The 21,417-nt window shown below is 42.1% G+C and carries 18 protein-coding genes and 1 riboswitch; of the genes, 5 read left to right on the top strand and 13 right to left on the bottom strand.

Translation table 11 applies throughout. The features are described from left to right. Positions 1–5: 5 nt before the first annotated feature. From moeB to G399_RS0107680, 3 genes are all read right to left on the bottom strand, one after another. Positions 6–764 (bottom strand): molybdopterin-synthase adenylyltransferase MoeB, encoded by a 759-nt coding sequence (gene moeB / locus G399_RS0107690; RefSeq protein ID WP_006008856.1) that lies wholly within the window; start codon positions 762–764, stop codon positions 6–8. 99 nt (positions 765–863) lie between these two features. Beyond that, positions 864–2,096 (bottom strand): molybdopterin molybdotransferase MoeA, encoded by a 1,233-nt coding sequence (moeA, locus tag G399_RS0107685; RefSeq protein WP_006008855.1) that lies wholly within the window; start codon positions 2,094–2,096, stop codon positions 864–866. A gap of 140 nt (positions 2,097–2,236) precedes the next feature. Continuing rightward, positions 2,237–3,127 carry a DMT family transporter gene (locus G399_RS0107680; protein ID WP_226988910.1) on the bottom strand — a complete coding sequence of 297 codons (891 nt, stop codon included), beginning with the start codon at positions 3,125–3,127 and terminating at the stop codon, positions 2,237–2,239. 31 nt (positions 3,128–3,158) lie between these two features. Between G399_RS0107680 and G399_RS0107675 the strand changes: the two genes are divergently transcribed. Next, positions 3,159–5,207 (top strand): propionyl-CoA synthetase, encoded by a 2,049-nt coding sequence (locus G399_RS0107675; RefSeq protein ID WP_342340006.1) that lies wholly within the window; start codon positions 3,159–3,161, stop codon positions 5,205–5,207. Positions 5,208–5,266: 59 nt separating this feature from the next. Here G399_RS0107675 and moaA read toward each other — a convergent pair whose 3' ends face one another. After that, positions 5,267–6,235 (bottom strand): GTP 3',8-cyclase MoaA, encoded by a 969-nt coding sequence (gene moaA / locus G399_RS0107670; RefSeq protein ID WP_006008846.1) that lies wholly within the window; start codon positions 6,233–6,235, stop codon positions 5,267–5,269. Continuing rightward, positions 6,228–6,408: riboswitch (molybdenum cofactor riboswitch) on the bottom strand. (Overlaps the previous gene by 8 nt.) A gap of 138 nt (positions 6,409–6,546) precedes the next feature. On the opposite strand from moaA, the gene G399_RS20375 reads away from it, so the two are divergent. After that, entirely contained in the window at positions 6,547–6,870 is a 324-nt protein-coding gene (locus tag G399_RS20375) for a hypothetical protein (protein WP_026843561.1), read from the top strand. 143 nt (positions 6,871–7,013) lie between these two features. Here the strand turns inward: G399_RS20375 and dauA are convergent, their stop codons facing one another. After that, positions 7,014–8,747, bottom strand: a complete 1,734-nt coding sequence (dauA, locus tag G399_RS0107660; RefSeq protein WP_006008841.1) for a C4-dicarboxylic acid transporter DauA — start codon at positions 8,745–8,747, stop codon at positions 7,014–7,016. 107 nt (positions 8,748–8,854) lie between these two features. On the opposite strand from dauA, the gene G399_RS0107655 reads away from it, so the two are divergent. Beyond that, positions 8,855–9,031 (top strand): hypothetical protein, encoded by a 177-nt coding sequence (locus G399_RS0107655; RefSeq protein ID WP_006008839.1) that lies wholly within the window; start codon positions 8,855–8,857, stop codon positions 9,029–9,031. Between the two features lie 117 nt (positions 9,032–9,148). Here G399_RS0107655 and G399_RS0107650 read toward each other — a convergent pair whose 3' ends face one another. Further along, on the bottom strand, positions 9,149–10,144 hold the full coding sequence (locus G399_RS0107650; RefSeq protein WP_006008837.1) for an LLM class flavin-dependent oxidoreductase: 996 nt from the start codon (positions 10,142–10,144) through the stop codon (positions 9,149–9,151). Between the two features lie 308 nt (positions 10,145–10,452). Here G399_RS0107650 and G399_RS0107645 point away from each other — a divergent pair, with 308 nt between their 5' ends. After that, positions 10,453–12,510, top strand: a complete 2,058-nt coding sequence (locus G399_RS0107645) for a sensor domain-containing protein (protein ID WP_026843559.1) — start codon at positions 10,453–10,455, stop codon at positions 12,508–12,510. 50 nt (positions 12,511–12,560) lie between these two features. Next, positions 12,561–13,145 (top strand): isopentenyl-diphosphate Delta-isomerase, encoded by a 585-nt coding sequence (idi, locus tag G399_RS0107640; protein ID WP_006008833.1) that lies wholly within the window; start codon positions 12,561–12,563, stop codon positions 13,143–13,145. Here idi and G399_RS0107635 read toward each other — a convergent pair. From G399_RS0107635 to prpD, 7 genes are all read right to left on the bottom strand, one after another. Continuing rightward, a complete protein-coding gene (locus G399_RS0107635; protein WP_006008831.1) occupies positions 13,119–13,988 on the bottom strand; it encodes a Brp/Blh family beta-carotene 15,15'-dioxygenase in 870 nt (289 codons plus the stop codon). The two genes, idi and G399_RS0107635, sit on opposite strands and share 27 nt — an antisense overlap. Next, positions 13,981–15,189 (bottom strand): lycopene cyclase family protein, encoded by a 1,209-nt coding sequence (locus G399_RS0107630; RefSeq protein ID WP_006008829.1) that lies wholly within the window; start codon positions 15,187–15,189, stop codon positions 13,981–13,983. Before G399_RS0107630 ends, G399_RS0107635 begins: the two co-directional genes overlap by 8 nt. Next, positions 15,186–16,082 carry a phytoene/squalene synthase family protein gene (locus G399_RS0107625; protein ID WP_006008827.1) on the bottom strand — a complete coding sequence of 299 codons (897 nt, stop codon included), beginning with the start codon at positions 16,080–16,082 and terminating at the stop codon, positions 15,186–15,188. The genes G399_RS0107630 and G399_RS0107625 overlap by 4 nt, the downstream gene beginning before the upstream one ends. Positions 16,083–16,097: 15 nt before the next feature. After that, positions 16,098–17,570: a phytoene desaturase family protein gene (crtI, locus tag G399_RS0107620; protein ID WP_006008825.1), complete on the bottom strand. Its 1,473-nt coding sequence runs from the start codon at positions 17,568–17,570 to the stop codon at positions 16,098–16,100. Continuing rightward, positions 17,563–18,420, bottom strand: a complete 858-nt coding sequence (locus tag G399_RS0107615) for a polyprenyl synthetase family protein (protein WP_006008823.1) — start codon at positions 18,418–18,420, stop codon at positions 17,563–17,565. The genes crtI and G399_RS0107615 overlap by 8 nt, the downstream gene beginning before the upstream one ends. Before the next feature lie 88 nt (positions 18,421–18,508). After that, complete coding sequence (locus G399_RS0107610; protein WP_006008821.1) at positions 18,509–19,336, bottom strand: bacteriorhodopsin-like; 828 nt, start codon at positions 19,334–19,336, stop codon at positions 18,509–18,511. A gap of 581 nt (positions 19,337–19,917) precedes the next feature. Next, entirely contained in the window at positions 19,918–21,405 is a 1,488-nt protein-coding gene (gene prpD, locus G399_RS0107605; protein ID WP_006008818.1) for a 2-methylcitrate dehydratase, read from the bottom strand. Between the last annotated feature and the right edge of the window lie 12 nt (positions 21,406–21,417).

The raw sequence follows: 21,417 nt of genomic DNA, 5'->3' as shown, positions 1-21,417 counted from the left end.
CCTGGTTATGTTGCAGAACACGTTTTGCATTGAGGTAGCGGGTTTACTTTAAAGCTCTCCCAAGTGGAGCTCATAGCATCAAAAACTTGCAGCTTATTAGCCGATTGTTGACCGAACTGAGTCAAAATTTTAATCGCTTCATTAGCTTGAGACGCACCGATAATGCCAACAACTGGGGACATTACACCCGACTCGACACAACTCAAGTTTTGTTCTCCAAAAAAGTGGCTTACACAAGCATAACAGGCGGTTTTCAGGGCCGGAATAACACAGAATATTTGGCCTTCCATTCTTATTGCAGCGCCAGAAACAAGTGGTTTACCACTGCGATAACAAACGTCATTGAGTAAATTTCTAGTCTCAAGATTATCACTGCAATCTAGAATTAGGTCATGTTGTAGCACCAGCGCGTCAAGCTCGTCCGAGCTGAGCCTTGTGTCGATGGTTTTAATATCAACAAAGTGATTAATACTGTTCAAGGTTCGCTGAGCAGATTTAACTTTTTTCTCTCCTATACTATTTTCAAAATGCAAAACTTGGCGTTGTAAGTTAGTTGTTTCAACAATATCGTCATCAACCAGTGTTAGTTGACCAATTCCCGCTGCAACCAAATATTGAGCCGCCGCGCATCCTAAACCGCCCACTCCAATCATCAGAATACGGCTATTGATGAGCAATTCTTGTTTGTCGAGATCAAAACCTGCCAATAATATTTGACGGCTGTAGCGGAGAGCTTGCTCCGTGGTAATCACTTTATCTTTCATTCACACTTGTCTATTTGGTTTTGATGTTTTAATGGCAATAGTTTTACCACTAGAGGTATGGCGCTGCAATAATTACCAGAGTGAAGGCAGTTCAAAACGTTAACTTATTATCGAACTAAAAGGTAGTATGTTAACCGTTTCACCTATGGAAACTCGGCCTCGCTCATTTTTCAATACGGCATAACAATTACTTTTTCTAAAGCAAGATAAAACGCCGGAACTTTGCGAACCGAAAGCTTCAACACTGACTTGCCCAATATCATTAATGAAATAATGCGCTCGCTGATAATCTGTGCGTCCTGGGCGTTTTTTAAATATACTGGTCGCAGTTGCTGGCAGCATAACTGGGGCTTGCGGTTTACATCCAGCTAAAATAGCCAGTGCTGGAGCGGCAATTTGGTCAAAGGTGACAGCAGATGATACGGGGTTACCAGGTAAACCAAAAAATAGACTCGCAGACAAGCGTCCAAAGGCCAGAGGCTTTCCGGGTTTAATCGCTAATTTCCAGAAATCAACATTACCATATTCTTCTAAAATTTCACGTGTATAGTCAGCTTCGCCAACCGACACACCGCCGCTCGTTATTACACAATCGGCATGTTCATTAGCATATTCAAACGCGGTTTTTATTTTTGTTTTGTCATCTTCAATAATACCCATGTCGATTGTATCGACACCCATCTTTGAGAGCATCGCTAGGAGCATTGGGCGGTTGCTATCGAATATACGATCGTTGCGAGACGGTTCACCTGCTGCCACTAATTCATCACCCGTAGAAAAAACTGCGACCGTGAGTTTTCGGTAAACAGGAATACGACCAAACCCTAATGAGGCTAATAAACCGATATCGATTGCATTGATTCGATCGCCAACACACAAGACAACTGCACCTTGCTTTATATCATCACCAGCAGGTCTGATGGCATCTCCTTTGCTGGCTGAATTGAAGGTAATTTGATCGTCATTCGCCACGGTATTTTCCTGCATAACAACGGTGTCGGCACCTTGAGGTATTTCAGCACCGGTCATAATGCGTACACATTCACCCTTTTTTATGCAGCCGTTAAATTTGTTTCCGGCAAAGCTTTTACCTACTACAGTGAGGATGTTAGATACTAAAAAATCATCATATCTGAGCGCATAACCATCCATTGCTGAATTATCATAGGCCGGCACGTTAATTGGTGAAATTATGTCTTTTGCAATAACGCGGTCTATTGCATCACCAAGGTCACATAATGTGATATCTGTAATCGGTGAAACCGTATCTTCAATTATGCGCTTGGCTTGTTCGATGGGCATCAAGCCAGGAACGTCACATCCAAAATTCATTGATTTTCCTATTGTTAAGTCAGGGCTTTTTTTGATTTCAAACACTACTATACACTAAGATAATGTCTTTAAAAAAGTGCAGTCCCCGTAACTTTTTGACGGTTTTACGCACATTTTGTTCCTTAGCCCAAGCAGTTCAGCTAAATATCATTTTTTATCAGCGCTTTATTCGTAATCCTATTAGTCCAAAGTGCCCCAAGCATGGCGAGTATAAAGCCAGGAATAGCAATTAATGTTGGTACTTCATCAGCCACTAACCACGCAATAAGTGCGCCTACTGCGGGCACCATGAACATAATCGAAGCTACTTTGGCAATTGAGCCTTGCCTTACCATGCTGAACATTAACAGAATACCTACAATCGAATTACCAAATACCAAAAAGGCGATGGCTCCCCAAAACGGTAATGCATTTTCAAAAATAAGCCCTTCAAATGCCAAGGCAAATGGAATAGATATAGCAGATGCAAACGCATATTGCACCCATGTTGCTACCATGGGGTGTACACCTAATTTACGCTGTTTTTCAATTACTTGACCAATTGATAATCCAACAACTGCGGTAAACCCAAGAATTGCACCGAGTAAATACCCTTCGTTTCCTTGCATATTTACACCAATAATAAGCATTGCACCTAGGAGCCCTAAGGACAGACTTGCCCATATATTCCAGGCCGGTACTTTTCGGGCAAGTAAGGCACTTGCAATGATCACTAAGACCGGTTGCGAAGCAGCAAACAAGGCCATAATACTGGCACTAGCACCTAGCTTCATGCCCACATAAATGCTACCAAAATGACCTAGATGTAAAAACAATCCTGTCCCCATAAGGGCATAAGATTGTCGAAAGTTGGGAATAGGTAAGCGCCATAAGATGACCAAAGGAGTGAGTGCTAAAAAAGCCCCGAAAAATCGAAATGCGAGTAAATTTAATGGCTGTGTATATACCAATGCCAGTTTTGCCATGGCATAGCCGGCACTCCAAACGAATAAAAAGATAAGAGGATAAAAAGGTTTTAGCGTTGAAAGCACAAGCGTCTTGCCCACAGAGATTAATTCGTTAATGCTAACATGCAAACAAATATCGTCCAATCCAACTGAAGTAGCATATCACCGCTTGATGCTTTGCATTATGGTAGAACAAACTTTAGGACGCCAGCCCCAGTTTGCAATAGCGTCGTCATACATAATTTTTAATAAGGTAAATAGAATGTCTTACATAACGGAATATCAAGCATCAATTGACTCTCCAGATACATTTTGGGCTGATAAAGCAAAGCAATTACCTTGGTTTAAAGCACCTGAAAAAATATTATCTGATGACGAGAACGGCATCAAAAGATGGTTTGCTGATGGTGAAATGAATACCTGTTATATGGCTTTGGACCACCATGTAGCACAAGGACGTGGCGAGCAAATAGCGCTCATTTACGATTCACCTGTTACCGATACAAAAATGCAACTGACTTACGCTGAATTACTTGAAAAAGTGGCCCGCTTCGCCGGTTTACTGCAAGCCAACGGCGTTAGTAAAGGTGATAGAGTTGTGGTCTATATGCCAATGATTAGCGAGGCGGTCATTGCAATGCTAGCGGCCGCTCGCATAGGTGCTGTGCATTCGGTGGTATTTGGCGGCTTTTCTGCCAATGAACTTGCTGTGCGTATTGATGATGCACAGCCAAAGATGTTAATAACAGCGTCATGCGGAATTGAAATTAATCGCATCATTGAATACAAACCAATGATTGATAGAGCCATAGAGATTGCGACTCACAAACCCTCAAAAGTGGTCTTACTGCAACGTCAACAGTGCATTGCTAGCATGCACGAAGGTCGCGATATTGATTGGGCTGAAGCCGTAAAAACAGCGAACAAAGCTGAATGTGTCAGCGTAAGTGGCACAGATCCACTTTACATACTTTATACCTCGGGTACCACTGGCAAGCCCAAAGGCGTTGTACGTGATAATGGGGGGCACGCCGTTGCTTTAAAATACTCAATGTCAGCAGTCTACAACATGCAACCGGGTGATGTATTTTGGGCTGCCTCAGATGTTGGCTGGGTGGTAGGTCATTCGTATATTGTGTACGCGCCACTGTTACACGGCTGCACAACCATAGTTTATGAAGGAAAGCCGGTAAGAACACCTGACGCAGGCGCATTTTGGCGTGTTATTGAAGAGTATAAAGTAAAAGCTATTTTTGCTGCACCAACGGCATTTAGAGCTATCCGCAAAGAAGATCCCGACGCTAAATTATTGGCCAAGTATGACCTATCCTGTTTAGAAAGCGTATTTATGGCGGGTGAGCGTCTTGACCCCCCAACCTACGAATGGACAAAACAAATAACCGGAAAACCCGTCATCGACCATTGGTGGCAAACCGAAACCGGCTGGGCTATTGCGTCAAATATGATAGGTATTGAAAGGCTACCTACCAAACCTGGCTCAGCAACCAAACCAGTGCCTGGTTTTAATATACAAATACTCAATGCAAGTGGTCAGTCTTTGCCTCCTAATACCCAAGGTGCGATTGCGATTAAGTTACCTTTGCCTCCAAGTTGCCTAGCCACTATTTGGGGCGACTTTGATCGCTTTGTTTCTGGTTACTTAACTGAATACCCAGGATATTATTGTTCTGGCGATGGCGGTTACATAGACGAGGATGGATATTTGTTTGTAATGGGCCGCACCGATGATGTCATCAATGTTGCTGGGCATCGTTTATCAACGGGTGAAATGGAAGAGATTTTAGCAGCCCATGATGCAGTAGCGGAATGCACTGTGATAGGTGTTTACGATAGTCTTAAAGGCCAAATACCCGTCGGGTTGACCTTATTAAAAGACGGCGCAAATATAAGTGAAGCAGACCTGCAAGCCGAGTTAGTCGCCATGGTCCGCAAAGAAATAGGTGCCGTTGCCTGTTTGAAGCAAATTCTTGTTGTTGAGCGTTTACCAAAAACCAGGTCCGGTAAAATACTGCGTAAGTTGTTGCGTCAAATAGCTGAAAATGAGGAGTTTATTGTGCCTTCAACTATAGATGATCCAGCCAGTATTGATGAGATTAAAACAATTATGCAAACTAATGGACTGGTTAAGCCGTCAGTGGAATGACCCTAAATACAACGCAATAGACAATGTGAAACCCCGGTGGAGAACCGGGGAAAGGTTATTTATCCGCCAAGCATAGCCAAGTGTTTAGTAGCACCGGTATAGCCATCATGCAAAAAGTGGGTGGATTTTTTATCCGCCAGTAAACTCACCAGTTCATCTTGCAAGCGCTGCTCGGAGTTATCCAGTAAGAATTGCCTAACATCCAGTCCTTGTTCACTGAACAGACACAAGTGTAATTTGCCCAAAGCTGAAATACGTAATCGATTACAGGTAGCACAAAAATCTTTACTGTAGGGCATAATAAGCCCAATATTTCCTTTATAGTCACTGTGGGTAAACTCTTGCGCTGGACCGGCGGTTTTATTCTGCTCAATTTGCTGCCAGCCGTTATCGAGTAAACGCTCTTTTATAGGTAAACCTGAGGTATGATTTTGGTCAAAAAAGAGCTTGTTATCGCCTGTCTGCATCAGTTCAATAAAACGTAATGTGACTGGCTTTTCTTTTATCCAATCCAAAAAACTGTCGAGTTCGTTTTGGTTAAAATGCCGCATCAACACGGCGTTGACTTTAACTTTTATGCCTAACTCAAGCGCTTTTTCAATACCCTGCATAATAGTTTCTAACTTATCATGCCCGGTAATAGCTGCAAACATCCGTGGATCGAGACTATCAATACTTACGTTTAATGAGGTTAACCCAGCATCGACCCAACTACTAATTTGCTCTGGTAACTTGTAACCATTGCAAGTCATAGCAACATGCTCAATACCTGGTGTACTCGCACAGGCCTGAATTATTTCCGGTAAATCTTTACGCAAAGACGGTTCACCGCCAGTGATGCGAATTTTGCTGGTACCGAGGTTGGCAAATGCCTTGGCGATTTTACGAATTTCGTCGAGTCTCAGAAAGTCTCGCGGGGTATCGCATTGATAACCATTTGGTAGGCAATACTCACAACTAAAGTTGCATACATCTGTTATAGACAGCCGCAAATAATGGAAGCGGCGCCCAAATTTATCTTCTAACATATCACTAACACCTTTCCAAAATGAAGTAGCGAACACAATTACCCGCTACTTAGGGGAGGCAGCGCGATTTCTCTTGCAACCCTGGCGATAACTATCGATGTAAACATCTGTATCGCGGCCAGCAAACCTTGTCATTAGGAGTTAGGTCTGAAAGCTCGGAGTTAATCCAGTACTATTTGTAACATAGTTTTCACATAGGTTCTATTTAAGTGGTGCTGCAATAAAAAATAAATCTGTAATAAACAAAGAGTATGCTAATGAGCATCGCTAAAATTGAGTTTCGCTAACTGGGTCTTTGAATATAATTGCTTATGACAAATGCCAATACATCGCCATTTAAGAAACTAAAGGCCAAAATTCTAGCCCTCATCACTGCTGCTCTTTTCATGATTGGGGTTATTGCAATTATTTCCAACATCATGCTCTCGTCCCAAATAGAAAAATATCAACAGCTCATTGCCGTCGAGAACAATGCAGTTGCGCAAATTGCTGCGCTTAAATTACAGTTTAAAACGCATTTAGAGGGGAGCGCTCAAGGTGATTTCGATGCCCCTGTGGTGGCTAATCGAGAGGACGAAATTGCTGAAATGTCCGCAGCAATTCAAGTGTTGAGTAACAAACTACGCGATGAATGAATCTATCCAGGTGCTTTTTAACAGCGCAATGTTTAACATCACTTGATAGTATTTTTTGCAACCACCGTCAGTTTGCGATTCGTGATTGAGCCATGCAGAAACTTTTTTACTTCAAACTATAAACAAACGTGGTTTGTCTAATTTTATTTAACGCTAGAAGCTGGCAGGGCATTCAAAGCTGCAGACAAAGTTGAATATGTTTCACAAACAACACCATCTGGACGAAATCCTGATTTTGCTAAGGTTTTTAATGGTTGAAACTGGAAATCTGCCAAATATATGCGAGTACCAGACTTACTACATTTATCAATGAATTTGTGCAGTGCCGCCACACCGCCAGAGTCAAGGATCGATACGCCATCTAAATACAACACTACTCCTTGCTCTTTAGTACACAACTGAGCCAACTCACCAAAGACGCGATCAGCGGCAGCAAAAAACAGCGGCCCGGTGATCTTAAATACCCTCCAACCATCAGGCACTTTTAGATTAACCAGTTTATTGTGTTCGGTTATGTCTTGTACTTTGGTCATTTCAGCGATTTGTTTCATAAACAACAAAGAAGCTAAGACTATGCCCGTGGTTATCGCTATGACCATATCAAAAAGCACCGTGAGTGAGAAACACGCTGTGAACACAAATATTTCACTACGAGGTGCCTTTGCTAACAAGTGCAGTGCTTTTGGCGCTTCACTCATATTCCAGGCAACCATAATGAGTAAGGCCGCCATGCTCGACATCGGCAGGTAAGCCAGCACAGAAGACAATGAAATTAAAGAAATAAACACCACAACGGCATGCACCATGGCGGCAATGGGAGTTTTTGCGCCTGTCTTAAAATTGACGGCGGATCGGGCAATGGCAGCTGTTGCTGTAATACCACCAAAAAAAGGCGTAATTATATTTCCGATACCCTGACCCAAAAGTTCACTGTTAGCGCTATGTTTTTTGCCCGACATGCCATCGAGTACTACTGCACACAACAATGATTCAATGGCACCAAGCATCGCAATAGCAAATGCTGCCGATAATAAATCTTGCGCCAATTGCCAACTGAAGACCAAAACGGCTTCATTAGGTTGGGTTCGCAGCCATGGCCATTGAAAGTTAGGCAATACTGATGGAATACCAGAACCAAGAGTACCATCGGATAATGTAAAGCTGAAAGTCGACCCTATAGTTGCAACATCTAAGCCCTGTCTATTTAAAGTGAAGGCGATTAAACTTCCGACTATTACAGCTGGGAGGTGAGCTGGAATTGGAGTTTTTAAACGTGGCCATAACAGCATCACTGCCAATGTGGCCGAGCCAACGATAAGCGGCCATGGAGAGAAATCAGGTAAAGCTTGAGTCAATACCACGACCTTACCGGTAAAATTTTCTGGCATCGCGGTGATAGTCAGACCAAAGAAGTCTTTAACCTGAAGTGTTGCAATGACCACAGCGATACCACCGGTAAAACCCAAGGTGACTGGTTCGGGAATATACTCAATGTAACGGCCCAGACGCAGCAGTGCCATCATGATCAGTATGATGCCGGCCAGAATACTGGCAACCAATAGACCTGCAATTCCGTATTGCTGAACCACGGGAAACAATATCACTACAAATGCAGCGGTTGGCCCAGAAACGCTGTAACGAGAGCCGCCAGTCAATGGGATAAAAAAACCTGCAATAATAGCGGTATAAAGACCATATTGAGGTGCAACACCGATGGCTATTGCTAACGCCATTGCTAAGGGAATAGCAATGACCCCAACAGTAATCCCCGCCATTAAATCTTTAGTGAATGTTGCAAGCCCATAAGGTGCTTCATTTAAGGTATCACGTAAAGCGTGAGCAATTCTCAATGAAAAAAGGTGAACACGGTGAGACATTTTGCCCTCAAAAAATTATTGAATTATACTTACATGTGCATTATCCTCTTATCTTATACAATTTCAATGTTAATCAAATTAACATATATTTTAAAAAAGGTTGAAATATGGAAAAGCGAACCGCTAGACTCACACTGTTAATTGATCCTGATAAGAAGGCGATGTTTGAAAAACTGTGTTTGAAAGAAGATGTTACGCCGTCACAGAAAGTGAGATTGTTTATTAGAGAGTATATCGAAACAGAACTTGGCACAGACTGGAAAGATGAAGTTTTTAATAAATAAGTCTAAGGGCATCTGGATTATTCAACAATTATTTGATTGATACTGCAGTTTACCTAACAGGACATCATGATTTACATGATCCTCGGCAATTTAGTGACAGAGAGTAAATGGTACTATTTATATGCTCATTATCCCTGTTTGCGCTAGCATTTTAGCACTCTTTAAACGTGCCTGAACATTGTGTATGGGCATTGACACGATTAATTCATCTACTTCAGTGGCTTGGATAAACTGGGTTAATTTTTGTGCCACTGTGTCAGAAGATCCGACCACAGCATAACGTAATATATGTGACAACATCGCTTGGTCGGCGGCACTACAAATTTGCGATAGATCATCCACAGGTCTGGCAAAAGGACGATTGACGCCTCGGCGCATATTCATAAATTGCTGTTGTACCGAGGTAAACAAATACGTAGCTTCTTCGTCTGTATCAGCGACAACTACCATCACACCTGCCATCACATAGGGTTTGTCACATTGGGTCGATGCTTGGAAAGTTGAGCGATAGATATTGATCGCATCAAATAATTGATCCGGCGCGAAGTGAGAGGCAAAAGAATAAGGCAGACCAAATTTAGCAGCCAGTTGCGCACTGTACAAACTCGAGCCTAATAACCAGAGTGGTATATGCGTATTGGCGCCCGGGACGGCAACTATGCGCTGTCCGCTTTGTGGTGCGGCTAAATAATGCTGTAATTCTCGAATATCTTCAGGATAACTATCCACATCAGAGTTGAGGTTGCGCCTTAGTGCTCGAGCAGTCGCCATATCGGTGCCAGGAGCACGACCTAAGCCTAAATCGACTCTACCTGGAAACAATGTTGCCAACGTACCAAATTGTTCTGCTATGACTAGCGGCGAATGGTTAGGTAACATCACACCACCTGAGCCAATTCTAATGCTCTTGGTGGCCGCCGCAATATGCCCAAGGACAACAGATGTAGCCGAACTCGCTACGCCATGCATAGCATGATGCTCTGCTAACCAAATCCGATGGTAACCACTTTTTTCGGCTTGAACCGCTAGTTGACGTGAATTCTCTAGCGCGTCAGCAAGGCTGGCACCTTCAGCAATCGGGGCGAGATCTAATAGTGAGAATGGCAGTGTCATGAACAACCTAAATAGAAATAATGCGAGTTAATAACGTCACTATAAATGAATGAAACTAGTCGGTCTGTAAAGTTTATAATTTATTATGCAATTTTTCATATGGATCCATAAGATGTTATGCTGATAATTAATACAAAGGTCCACGATCGGATTATGTAATAGCGAAGTAAATTAGCGTTTCTGCTAAGTATTAAGACGTTAACTCTGGCTTTATAATTATTTTTATAAGGAAAGTTTAATTATTACGCTCTAGTATAAACAGTATAATTTTTGAATTTAATGAGTATGGAAGCAAGCATATCAGCGATATATTGAGTCATCAAAAATCTACCATAGATTCCATCCATCAACTATTTGATGCTGTAGACGTTATTTCTGTACAAGGATATGATGAAGAGCGCAGAGTTATTTATTGGAATGTCGGTAGCGAATTACTTTATGGCTATTGTGAACAAGAGGCTTTAGGTAATAAATTAGAAGAGCTCATAATACCTGAGCCCATGCGTCCTTTCATTGTTGCAGCACATAGTGATTGGCTCAATAAAGATATTAAAATCCCTGCAGGGGAAATCACTTTATGTAATAAAAGTGGTAATGAGGTTCATGTTTTTTCAAGCCATGTGATGTTCGTTAATCAAGACAATAAAAAACAAATGTATTGTATTGATATTAGCTTGGCTGAAACTAGACATGCTCAAGCTCAAGTAATATTTAAAGAAAATATGCTGAAAGCGATATTTGAAGGGACCCCTGACATATTTTTCTTGATGCAAGAAGATGGCACCATCACTGATTATCATGCTAGCAACAAGAAACAGCTCTACGTTTCACCTAAGGATTTTATTGGCAAACCAGTGGCCAGTTTGTTGCCGGCTAAGGTCGCTAGTAAACTAAAAACTCATATTACAAAAGCGATAGAAGAAGACGGTATATCCAGTTTCGAGTACGAACTAAATGTACCCCATGGCTTAATCTATTTTGAAGCGAGAATGATTTATTTAAAATCAGATAGGCAAATCGCTGTCATTGTTCGAGATATCACTGAGCAACATAAATCTAACGAAGTCATTCGCAAGCAGGCTTATTTTGACGCCTTAACCTCATTGCCTAATCGTTTTTTATCACTGGACCGTTTGTCACAAATGCTGAACGACGCTGAAAGAAATCGTGAGAGAACCGCTGTACTTTTTCTAGATCTGGACGATTTCAAAACAGTTAATGATTCATTGGGTCATGAAGCAGGGGATAAAATACTTATTGAAGCCGCCAATAGATTAAACCTAGCATTGCGAAAAGAGGATACCGTCGGTCGCATAGGTGGTGATGAGTTTATCGTATTATTGCGAGCGCTAACTGATAATCACAATGCCCTAGAAATTGCTGAAAATTTACTCACCATTTTTAGACGACCTTTTCAAATTGATGGCAGAGAGCTAATCCTAACATTAAGTATTGGCATTGCTATTTATCCTGAAAACGGTAACTGCGCCTCTGATTTGTTGCGTAATGCCGATACCGCAATGTATCAAGCCAAAGCCATAGGACGTAATACATATTCATTTTTTACTAAGGAAATGAATCTCACCATGACGCGTCGTTTTGAAATTGAAGGACAAATGCACGGCGCATTAGAACGTAATGAATTTGACGTTTATTACCAGCCTCAATTAGATATCCAAAGTGGTCATATTACTGGTGCGGAAGCCCTACTCCGTTGGCATAATCCCATTTTGGGCAATGTAACCCCAGAAGAGTTTATTCCAATTGCCGAGCAGACTGGTTTAATTATTCCCATTGGAAAATATGTGATTAAGCAAGCACTGCAATTTTTAAGTGAATGGCAAAATGTTGATCAACAAAAATATAAAATGGCGGTTAATTTTTCTCCGCGTCAATTCAGAGATAATGAGTTAATCGGTTTTATAAGAAAATCTCTTATTGATACAAATATCAGTCCTCAACATTTGGAATTAGAAATTACCGAAGGTGTATTAATGATCGGTAAATCTTATATTCGTGAGTCACATCTTGAACTTCATAAACTGGGCATAAAGTTATCAATGGATGACTTTGGAACTGGATATTCATCCCTCAGCTATTTACGCCAGTATGCCTTCGACGCATTAAAGATAGATCGCAGTTTTATCGATGGAATAACGCGAAACAATGAAGACTATGACCTAGTAAAAGCAACTATTGCTATGGCCCACAGCTTGCGTTTAGTTGTTGTTGCTGAAGGCGTCGAAATACGTGAACAACTTACTTTATTAGAAGAATTAGGCTGTGACTACGCGCAAGGATATTATTTTAGTAAACCTTTAACAGCTAAACAACTTCTCGAACTTAAGTACACTACAAAGCCATAGTTTATACTGGTGTTAATGATCCTTTTTATGACCATAGTGGTTAAAATGACATGAGAAAAAAAGATAACGTGATTTTAGTACCACTAGTCGACGTCAACGGCAATATTACCGGATACGTAGATAAAATGACTGCGCATATTCGTGGCGACTTACATTTGGCTTTTTCAGTCATGATTATTCGCCGGAAACGAGGCCGTATTGAGTATCTGCTGCAACGCAGAGCTCTGCACAAATATCACAGCGGTGGACTGTGGGCAAATACCTGTTGTTCGCACCCCCTGCCAAACGAAACAATCAATAATGCTGCACAAAGACGAGTATCTGAAGAACTAGGTATACAAGCCCCCTTGAACTTATCGACAGTTGGCAAAATACGTTATAAGCACCATCTTGATAACAGTCTAATTGAGCACGAGTTCGACCACATACTCGTGTCTGAGGTGACTGAATTGCAGTGGCAGAACAATACTGATGAGGTGATGGAGGCGCGTTGGTGGAAAGAAAACGAAATTGAAAATCAACTAAACAGTAATCCCGAGATTTTTACAGCGTGGTTTGCGCAAGTATTTGCGTTTGCCCGCGCGAACATTACGGTTTCAAAGGCGCTACTAGGCGCGATGCCACAAATGAATTAGCAGCATATGCGACATCGTTAAGCCGAACAAGCCAATAAAGATCCAGCGTAATAAGTCGGTATCCAAAGCATCGCTTGCTCCCGTTTCGAAAAGTACCCAAGCGAAAAGTAACGTAAGAAATACAAAAGGTAGACTGATAACAATTACTTTTACCAAGCTCACCCTTAGCATTTGACTGACATCAAACAAATGCTTCGGCGAATGCAATACGCAAAAATAGAGCGCAAAATGAAGCAACGGGGTAAGCACTATGCTGCTTGTTACCAGCGCAATCCACTCTGTTACTTGCCATCCACTTTTTATATTTTTACTAGCAACAGCCGCAATCACAAAGTATAAAAAACCTAAAAAAGCCGCGGCGAAAATCATTTGCATCGCTTGAATAATCCAAGCAGCGACGTCACTACTCACAAATAATGCGGTGAAAAGAGTTAGCACTACAGCGCTATTCACAATGGAAGGACCACAGAGCAACATGGCCGATAAGCAAATGCGCGCATACAACGGCATCGTCGTTCGCCAGTCGGCTGCAAAGTGAAAAATAGAAATACCTAAAAACAGAGATAATGCAGTGCCTGGTAGGGCAATCCAAAAAACAATAGAGGCCCCTGCCACTGCAGTATAAATAGCTAGAAAGCTGCACGCAGTGCGAACACCAGTAACGTAATTTAACGATTTAGCAACGGCAAAGTCTAATGCCCCATGAGGTAAACCTAAAATAACCACTGCAATCGCTAAGGCTGCTATTCCGGCGACATTCGATAACTCAATATTCAGCAGCATAGCAAATGCTGAGAGTCCGAGTGTGGCCAAATAGATTTGCGTGAAGCGTAATTTACCCATCTTTTATGTTAACCCTCACACGTCGAAATAAAGCGCGTAAAAAAGGCTTTTTGGGCATTGCCCAAATAATACAAATAAAATCGATAAACGTCGCCTTCTCTGACATAAAGCGCACGAATCGCTGTGCTGGAACAGTCTTAAAAAGTTGTACAAAAATTGTAATACCCACTTTCATATCATCTCTTAACACGCTGAGCATCAGTTTATCCATCATTTGATAGATAGCAGGAATGGGCGTATTCACCGATATCGTACCCGTTTTAATTAAATCATGTGCACTTTGTTTGGCCCATTTTTGGCTTCCAATAAAACTATATCCAGTTGAGGCTCGCATCGCACCGCCCGCGATCCCAGCATAAATTATAGCTGGCTTTTGATGTTGTGAATTTTGGTTGACTAAATACATTGGTAAGGCTGCGCATTCGGTGCGTTGTACGGTATAGGGATGTTGCTTTACCACTTTATATAGGGCGTCAGTTAAGCGTGCTTTTAAAACAGACGCCGCGATAGGAACTAAACTAAAGCAGGTAAATTCTACGAGCGCATGCTTGGTGCTAAAAGGCAGGATATAAATAAATTCAATACCCAGTTCTGAATGGCTTAGCTGATGCATCAATTTGACCGTAGAAGGCTGAAATATATCTGCCTCACACATAATTTCTTCACCATAAAAACACTGGATAAGGCCTTCATGCTGGCTCTGTAGGGGCGGCGGTCTTGTATCAACCACTTGCTTAGCCAACAGTTGTTCTGTGTGCGTCGTTACAATAGCCGCAGATCCTGCGGCAGTTATTGAACCAACGTGAGTATCAAAGCGAATATGCAAATTCTCTTTGGCAGCGGTTCTCTCCAGCGCAAGCGCGCTTAACGACTCCGACCTAAGGCAGCAGTATTGAAAGAGAGTATCGTGCATTAAATACTCGCTTCCGTCAGCGGATAGACTCCAGTTTTGCCACTTATGAGTTAAAATGGCTTCAATATAAGCGGGTAAATTATTTCCTCTTTCGCTGCTACGAACAGCCTCAGTAACATGCCAAAAACTCCACATTTTATCGTTCTGAGGGCCTTGCTTACTTTCAAGCACAACTATCTTTCCTGCAAAGTTTGCAGCGTCTAATGCTAGCAACAATGATAAACCAGCTGCCCCGGCCCCTATAATGATTAAATCAACCTCACTTTGTTTGGTTGATAACTGAGTCACTTGGTCTGCATCTGTGCAGTTAAATGCAAATGCAACTCGCTAGCATGCACACAATCGGTGTGCGCTAGTTTTGAGCTAGTTAACTGCCATAGCGCCTGACTGGCTAACAGTAGTTTTTTTGAAGTAGGCACCATCACTCTTCCTTGCCAATAAATACAATCGTTATTGAGAAGTTTACGACCAATGTCACGGTAAACAAAAGCCGCTACGGCGATGGCACGTCGATTACGTGGCGGCAAATAATACAAACCCGCTAAACCACTCTGATAATACGTTTCAGCCAGTTGCAGCAGTCTTTGAATGGCTTTTTGAACAACCGCTCTTTCGGCTATTTCACTTTTTGTAATTTGCGCTGCAGATAAACCCTTAACCCAGTCTTGAGGGATATATCGGCGCTGCATTTTGGCATCTTCCATTACATCTCGAGCAATATTGGTCAGTTGCATACCAATACCTAAGTCAACCGCAAAAGAATGACCCGATTTTTGCGCACCAAGAATAGGCGCCATCATCAAGCCAACCACGCCAGCTACTCGATAGGCATATTGAATGAGCATCTCATCGCTGGTCAGCGCCAAGGGAATTAAATCCTGACTCACCCCTTCGATAAGCGTAATGCCATGCTCTCGGTCGATACCATACTCTGAACAAAGCATAAGAAAATCACCAACGGTAGGATCCGTTTTGTGATTTTGAATAATCTGTTGTTTTAATAGCTTGAGCTGCGCTGCGGCTTCTACCTTATCTTCATTTTCGTCCGCAATGTCGTCAACAATACGGCAAAACCGATATAGGCGAGCCGCCGCAATACCGGTTTTTGAACCTAAAAAAAAACGTGCAAAATTAAACGATTTGCCATGCTTTTTTAATAGCGTTGTAGGATTGTCCTGCATGATGTCCTCGCTGGTCTATGCATCGACGGGATCGATTAGTCGGTCAACCACTTTGGCCGAAGATAACACTCCTGGGACGCCTGCTCCGGGATGAGTGCCGGCACCGCATAAAAATAAATTACCAGGACCTTCAGCGCGATTATGAAATCTAAACCAAGCAGATTGTTGAAACGAAGGAGCAATAGAAAAACCACTGCCCTCGACGCTACTAAAGTCATGTTCAAAGTCTTTAGGAGTTTTAGCGAACCGATGCACGATATGCGATGACAAACCGGGCATAATGGTCTTTTCTAGTGCGGCTATGATGCGATCTCCGTAGTCCTTCTCTTGTACTGACCAATCAATGCCAGAAAGATTATTCGGCACTGGCGCCAGCACATAAAATGAATCGCATCCTTGTGGTGCCATACTAGGGTCTGTCGCTGTCGGACGATGCAGATATAATGAAAAGTCGTCAGCCAATATCTTTTTATCAAAAATATCACTCAACAGATCCTCATATCGCTTACCTAACCATATAGTGTGATGCACAATATCGGGATATTGTTTGGTAGTACCAAAATGCAATACAAATAGCCCCATCGAGAGTGAACTGTGCTTGGTTTTGATTTTCGCACTTAACTTTTGATGCTTGCTCGGTATTAAGTTTCTATACAGATATTTAGGATCTATATTTGAAATCACCTTGTCACATGCAAGTTTGCCAGCGTTGGTATGCACCTCAGTAACCTGATTATCCAGAATCGTTAAATCGGTCACTTGGGTGTTTAGCATAATTTCAATGCCTTGCTCTTTCATCAGTTTTTCAAGACCGTCGACCAGTGCCCCGGTGCCGCCCATAGCAAAGTGAACACCCCATTTGCGCTCAAGGTAATGTATCAAACTATAAATACTGGTAGTAGCAAAAGGATTACCACCGACAAGTAATGGCTGGATTGAAAAAGCCTGCCTAAGCTTGTCGCTTTTCAAGTAAGCGCTGACCATCTGCCAAACGGTTCGGTAGCATTTAAGCTTGATAAGCGCTGGCACTTGAGCAAGCATGGTTGAAATTTTATGAAATGGCTTGTCCGCTAGCTGCGTGAATCCGACATCAAATATTGCTTCTGATTGCGCTAAAAGAGCCAAATATCCGGCTTGGTCATCCGGCTCAATTTGTTCAATACGCTCAAGTGTATCTTCAATTGTTCCGCCATAATCAAAATGCGTCCCATCCGAGTAAACAAAGCGATACCATGGTTCAACTGGCACAAGGTCGATGTAATCAGACATTTGCTTATCGAAAAGTGAAAATAACTCTTCGAGTAAAAACGGCGCAGTTATTACTGTAGGCCCTGCATCAAAAATAAAGCCTTCTTTATTGAATTGCTGCGCTCGCCCGCCTAACCTTTCCCTTTGGTCAATAATGACTACGTCGTAGCCTTTTGCTCTTAAACGCAGCGCAGAGGCAATACCGCCGAGTCCAGCCCCGATGACAACTGCTTTATTCATTTGTAGTACCTGTTGTTTTTGCAAGCAAACTTTTGGATGCGCGGATAAACGAACTTGCGCAGTTTGCGGGAAGTAGTGCCAATTCTTTTTCGCACTGTTTCAGTAAATATTGGGCACGATTTTTAGATATCGTTATAGCCTCTTGTATCGAGCTTTTAGCCGCAATTAAATTAACTAAATTAAGTTGATTGCGCTGCGCGTCTTGCTGCCAGTCGTCTAAGTCATCTAGTATTTGATAAGCAATTGAAAATCGACTTAAAGCAAATTTTGCATTGGATATGTATTTATCAAAACCTGCCATTAACAGCGGCAGCTCCAGGGCGAGGCGAATTAATGGACCCGATTTCATTGCTGCAATATCTTCGTAATCTTGCTCAGTTATGTCGTTGTTTGCATCTAGGTCTCGTGACTGACCCCGAACGGTCATCGCGACCGCTTCATTCGTATGGATTAGGAGTGCAGATAATGAAGGAATTGAACCGACATGTGCAAGTGAAGCAAATGCGGCTGAAATCATAACATCGCCGGCACAGATGGCATGTGCTTTACCGTATTTTTTCCATATTGCCGCTCGACCTCGTCGAGTACTTTCTTGGTCTTGCAGATCGTCGTGCACCAACGACGCATTGTGAAGTAATTCTACCGCACCAGCTAAAGCGATGATGGAAGATGTGGGGAGTTGAAGCGCCGTTCCTGCATCAATACACAGTTTTGCACGCGTTCGACTGCCGCCACTAGCTAAATGGAAGCGAGAAGGTTCGTTGTCTTTTATGAAACCAAGCATATGGTTTTCGCACTGTTCAAGTAAGACAGACGAGTCAAAATTAGGATTTGCGTAAGTTTGATTCATGAATGTTGGCCGTATGTTAAAAGGAGCCTGCAGTCACCGTTATAGTGACTACAGACTCACCAGTACATTAAAAAATATACGTTTATATTCAGCTTTGTTTTACACTCATTGGCTGGCTTTCGCTAGTTGCCGCGTACCATATTAATAGACCGAATGCGATTTTGTTAACGAAATCGGCTAAGTTGTAAATGATGTTTAGAGACTCTTGATCAGCTGTTCCTGTCATATATCCTAATACATAACCAATAGGATAGATTGCCCAACCTACCGTTACGACCCAACGCATAGCGTTATATGCAAATTTGACCGCTTCGCTGGTGACAGTTTCTGCTGCTTTGCCGGCTGCTCCATAAAAGATTTCATATAGAATGTAGAACCAACCTAGCATACCTATAACGAATCCTACTGTGATATTGATATAACCAGCTTCTGCCATGTACCCTGGTATCAACATAACTAGCGTACCAAGTAGCAAACGCCAAAATATACCAGGTGATGCAACGCCAATAGCGCGTAGTATCAGATAGAATTCAATCATCAATAATGGCACTGTGAGTAACCAATCTATATATCGATATACCGTAGGCGTAGTTTGCGTAGCTACCCATACGTCACGCATATAGAAATAGTGAACAGCCGCGATGAAAGTTACAAGAGCGGATACGACGAGGGAGGTTTTCCATTTTGCAGAAACACCTTGTGTTTCCCAAAGGAAAAAGACAGTCGACGCCATTAACGCCATTGAAATGATCCAAAATGAAATACCGACAAAATCGTCAGCAGCCAAATTAGCAGCGGCATGAGCAAAACTTGGTAGCGCGAATAAAAATAATGCAGTAACGATCATTTTTAAACTGACACTAGTGCGGCTTAATGAAAAGCCTTTTGCTTTGGTGTAAGCATTGTTAGTTGTCATAGTGTTTCTCTTATTGTTATTAAAGAAATGTGTGGTTCTTAGTACTTTTTTACAACATTGTTACCAACTTGTAAATTGGTAACATGCTTAGTACTGAGACTCACGGATTTAGTTTATAATTTATTTCATATTTTGAAATTTACTTTACTATTTTGTGTACATATAAAATTACGCCCCACAAAATTTGCATTATCATAATGTAGAAACCACCATGAATTGCGGGCTTCGCATCAACATTTGCATTTTACTTAATAAAATAATTACCCCCATTAAAATTTAAAAAAGATAATGTAAACATGCCGCAACCTAACACATTAGTCACGTTTAAAAACGGCATTTCTCTACTATGCGCCACGTTGGTTAAATCTTCAAGAGCATATCCTCGAAGAAAACAAAGTAAGACCGATGATAATAATTAATGGATCTAGAAAATTGTCCAATCCTCTTTACAACATAAAAATCTACCAGCAGTTGACGACTAAGTTGTCGTCAACGAATTGCAAAAACCAGGCATTTTTTGTGACATGCAGTTCCAAAACCCTCATGAACTAAGACATTAATCACCAACTTATTTGGCAAACTCAAGCTATAACAAATAAATCCATAAACCGATTTACTGGTGTGCTTTCTAGCATGGCTTGATTTTTACAAAGAGTAAAAATAGTTTGGCACTGCTGATTTGGAAAACGTGATGCTAAGTTAGCTTTGAATTTTTGCTCTAACAGCGGAATGCCCTCTTCGCGGCGACGGCGATGCCCCACAGGATATTCTATAACCACCTCTTTTGTGCTGCTGCCATCTTTAAAGAAAACCTGAATAGCATTTGCAATAGAGCGTTTATCTGCTTCTAAATACTCTGCTGTGAAACGTTTATCTTCGAGAATTTCCATTTTTTCTCGCAGTTCATCGATAATCGGATTGGCATCATGAAAACTGTCCTCATAATGTTCGGCAGTCAAACTGCCAAACACTAACGGAACAGCAATCATGTATTGCAGGCAATGGTCGCGGTCAGCAGCATTGGCAAGAGAACCTGTTTTTGAAATAATACGAATAGCTGACTCGTGAGTGCGAATTACAATCTTGTGTATTTCTGATAAGCGAGCTTTTACCTTAGGATGCAAAATAACTGAAGCTTCGGCTGCAGTTTGCGCATGGAACTCGGCAGGAAATGAAATTTTAAACAAAATATTTTCCATCACGTAAGAGCCGTAGGCTTGAGCAAATGAAAACTCACGTTCAGACTCAGGTTTGAGTGCTTGGTCTTTGTTCGTAGTCGAAAAAGAGACGTCGTAAAAACCCCATTGCGGCGCTGTTAAAGCGCTTGGTATGCCCATTTCGCCGCGCATTGACATATCAGCCAAGCGCACCGCTCGTGAGGTAGCATCACCCGCAGCCCAAGATTTACGAGAACCCGCGTTTGGTGCATGGCGATAGGTACGCAATGCAGAACCATCGACCCAAGCTTGAGATATTGCCGCCATGATCTGCTCTCTGTTGCCGCCCATCATCTTAGTGACTACCGCCGTTGAGGCAACGCGTACTAACAATACATGGCATAAACCAACACGATTAAAAGAATTTTCTAGGGCTATAACGCCTTGAATTTCGTGCGCCATTACCATGGCTTCAAGCACTTCTCGCATCATCAGAGGCTGTTCGCCCTTGGATATTTTGACCTGAGACAAATGATCGGCCACAGCCAGGATCCCACCTAAATTATCCGATGGATGACCCCATTCAGCGGCCAACCAAGTATCGTTATAATCCAGCCAGCGAATAATACAGCCGATGTCCCACGCGGCTTTTACCGGATCGAGTGACAGCGATGTTCCGGGCACTCGGGCTCCATTTGGCACAAGGGTGTCTTGCACGATTGGTCCAAGGTGTTTTGTGCATTCAGGAAAGCGCAAAGCCAACAGTCCACAACCCAATGTATCGAGTAAACAGTTTCGTGCGGTGTCGAGAGCTTCTTCGCTAGAGACACTAAAACTGAGTACATAATCAGTAATATCTTGGATGACATGATCGTAATCGGGGCGATTATTAATATCTACATTATGACTCATTTTGTATCCTCT

This window comes from Brumicola pallidula DSM 14239 = ACAM 615 (genome assembly GCF_000428905.1).
Lineage (GTDB): Bacteria > Pseudomonadota > Gammaproteobacteria > Enterobacterales > Alteromonadaceae > Glaciecola > Glaciecola pallidula.
The sequence above is the reverse complement of the archived record's forward strand: the minus strand, read 5'-3'. Positions and strand labels throughout refer to the sequence as shown.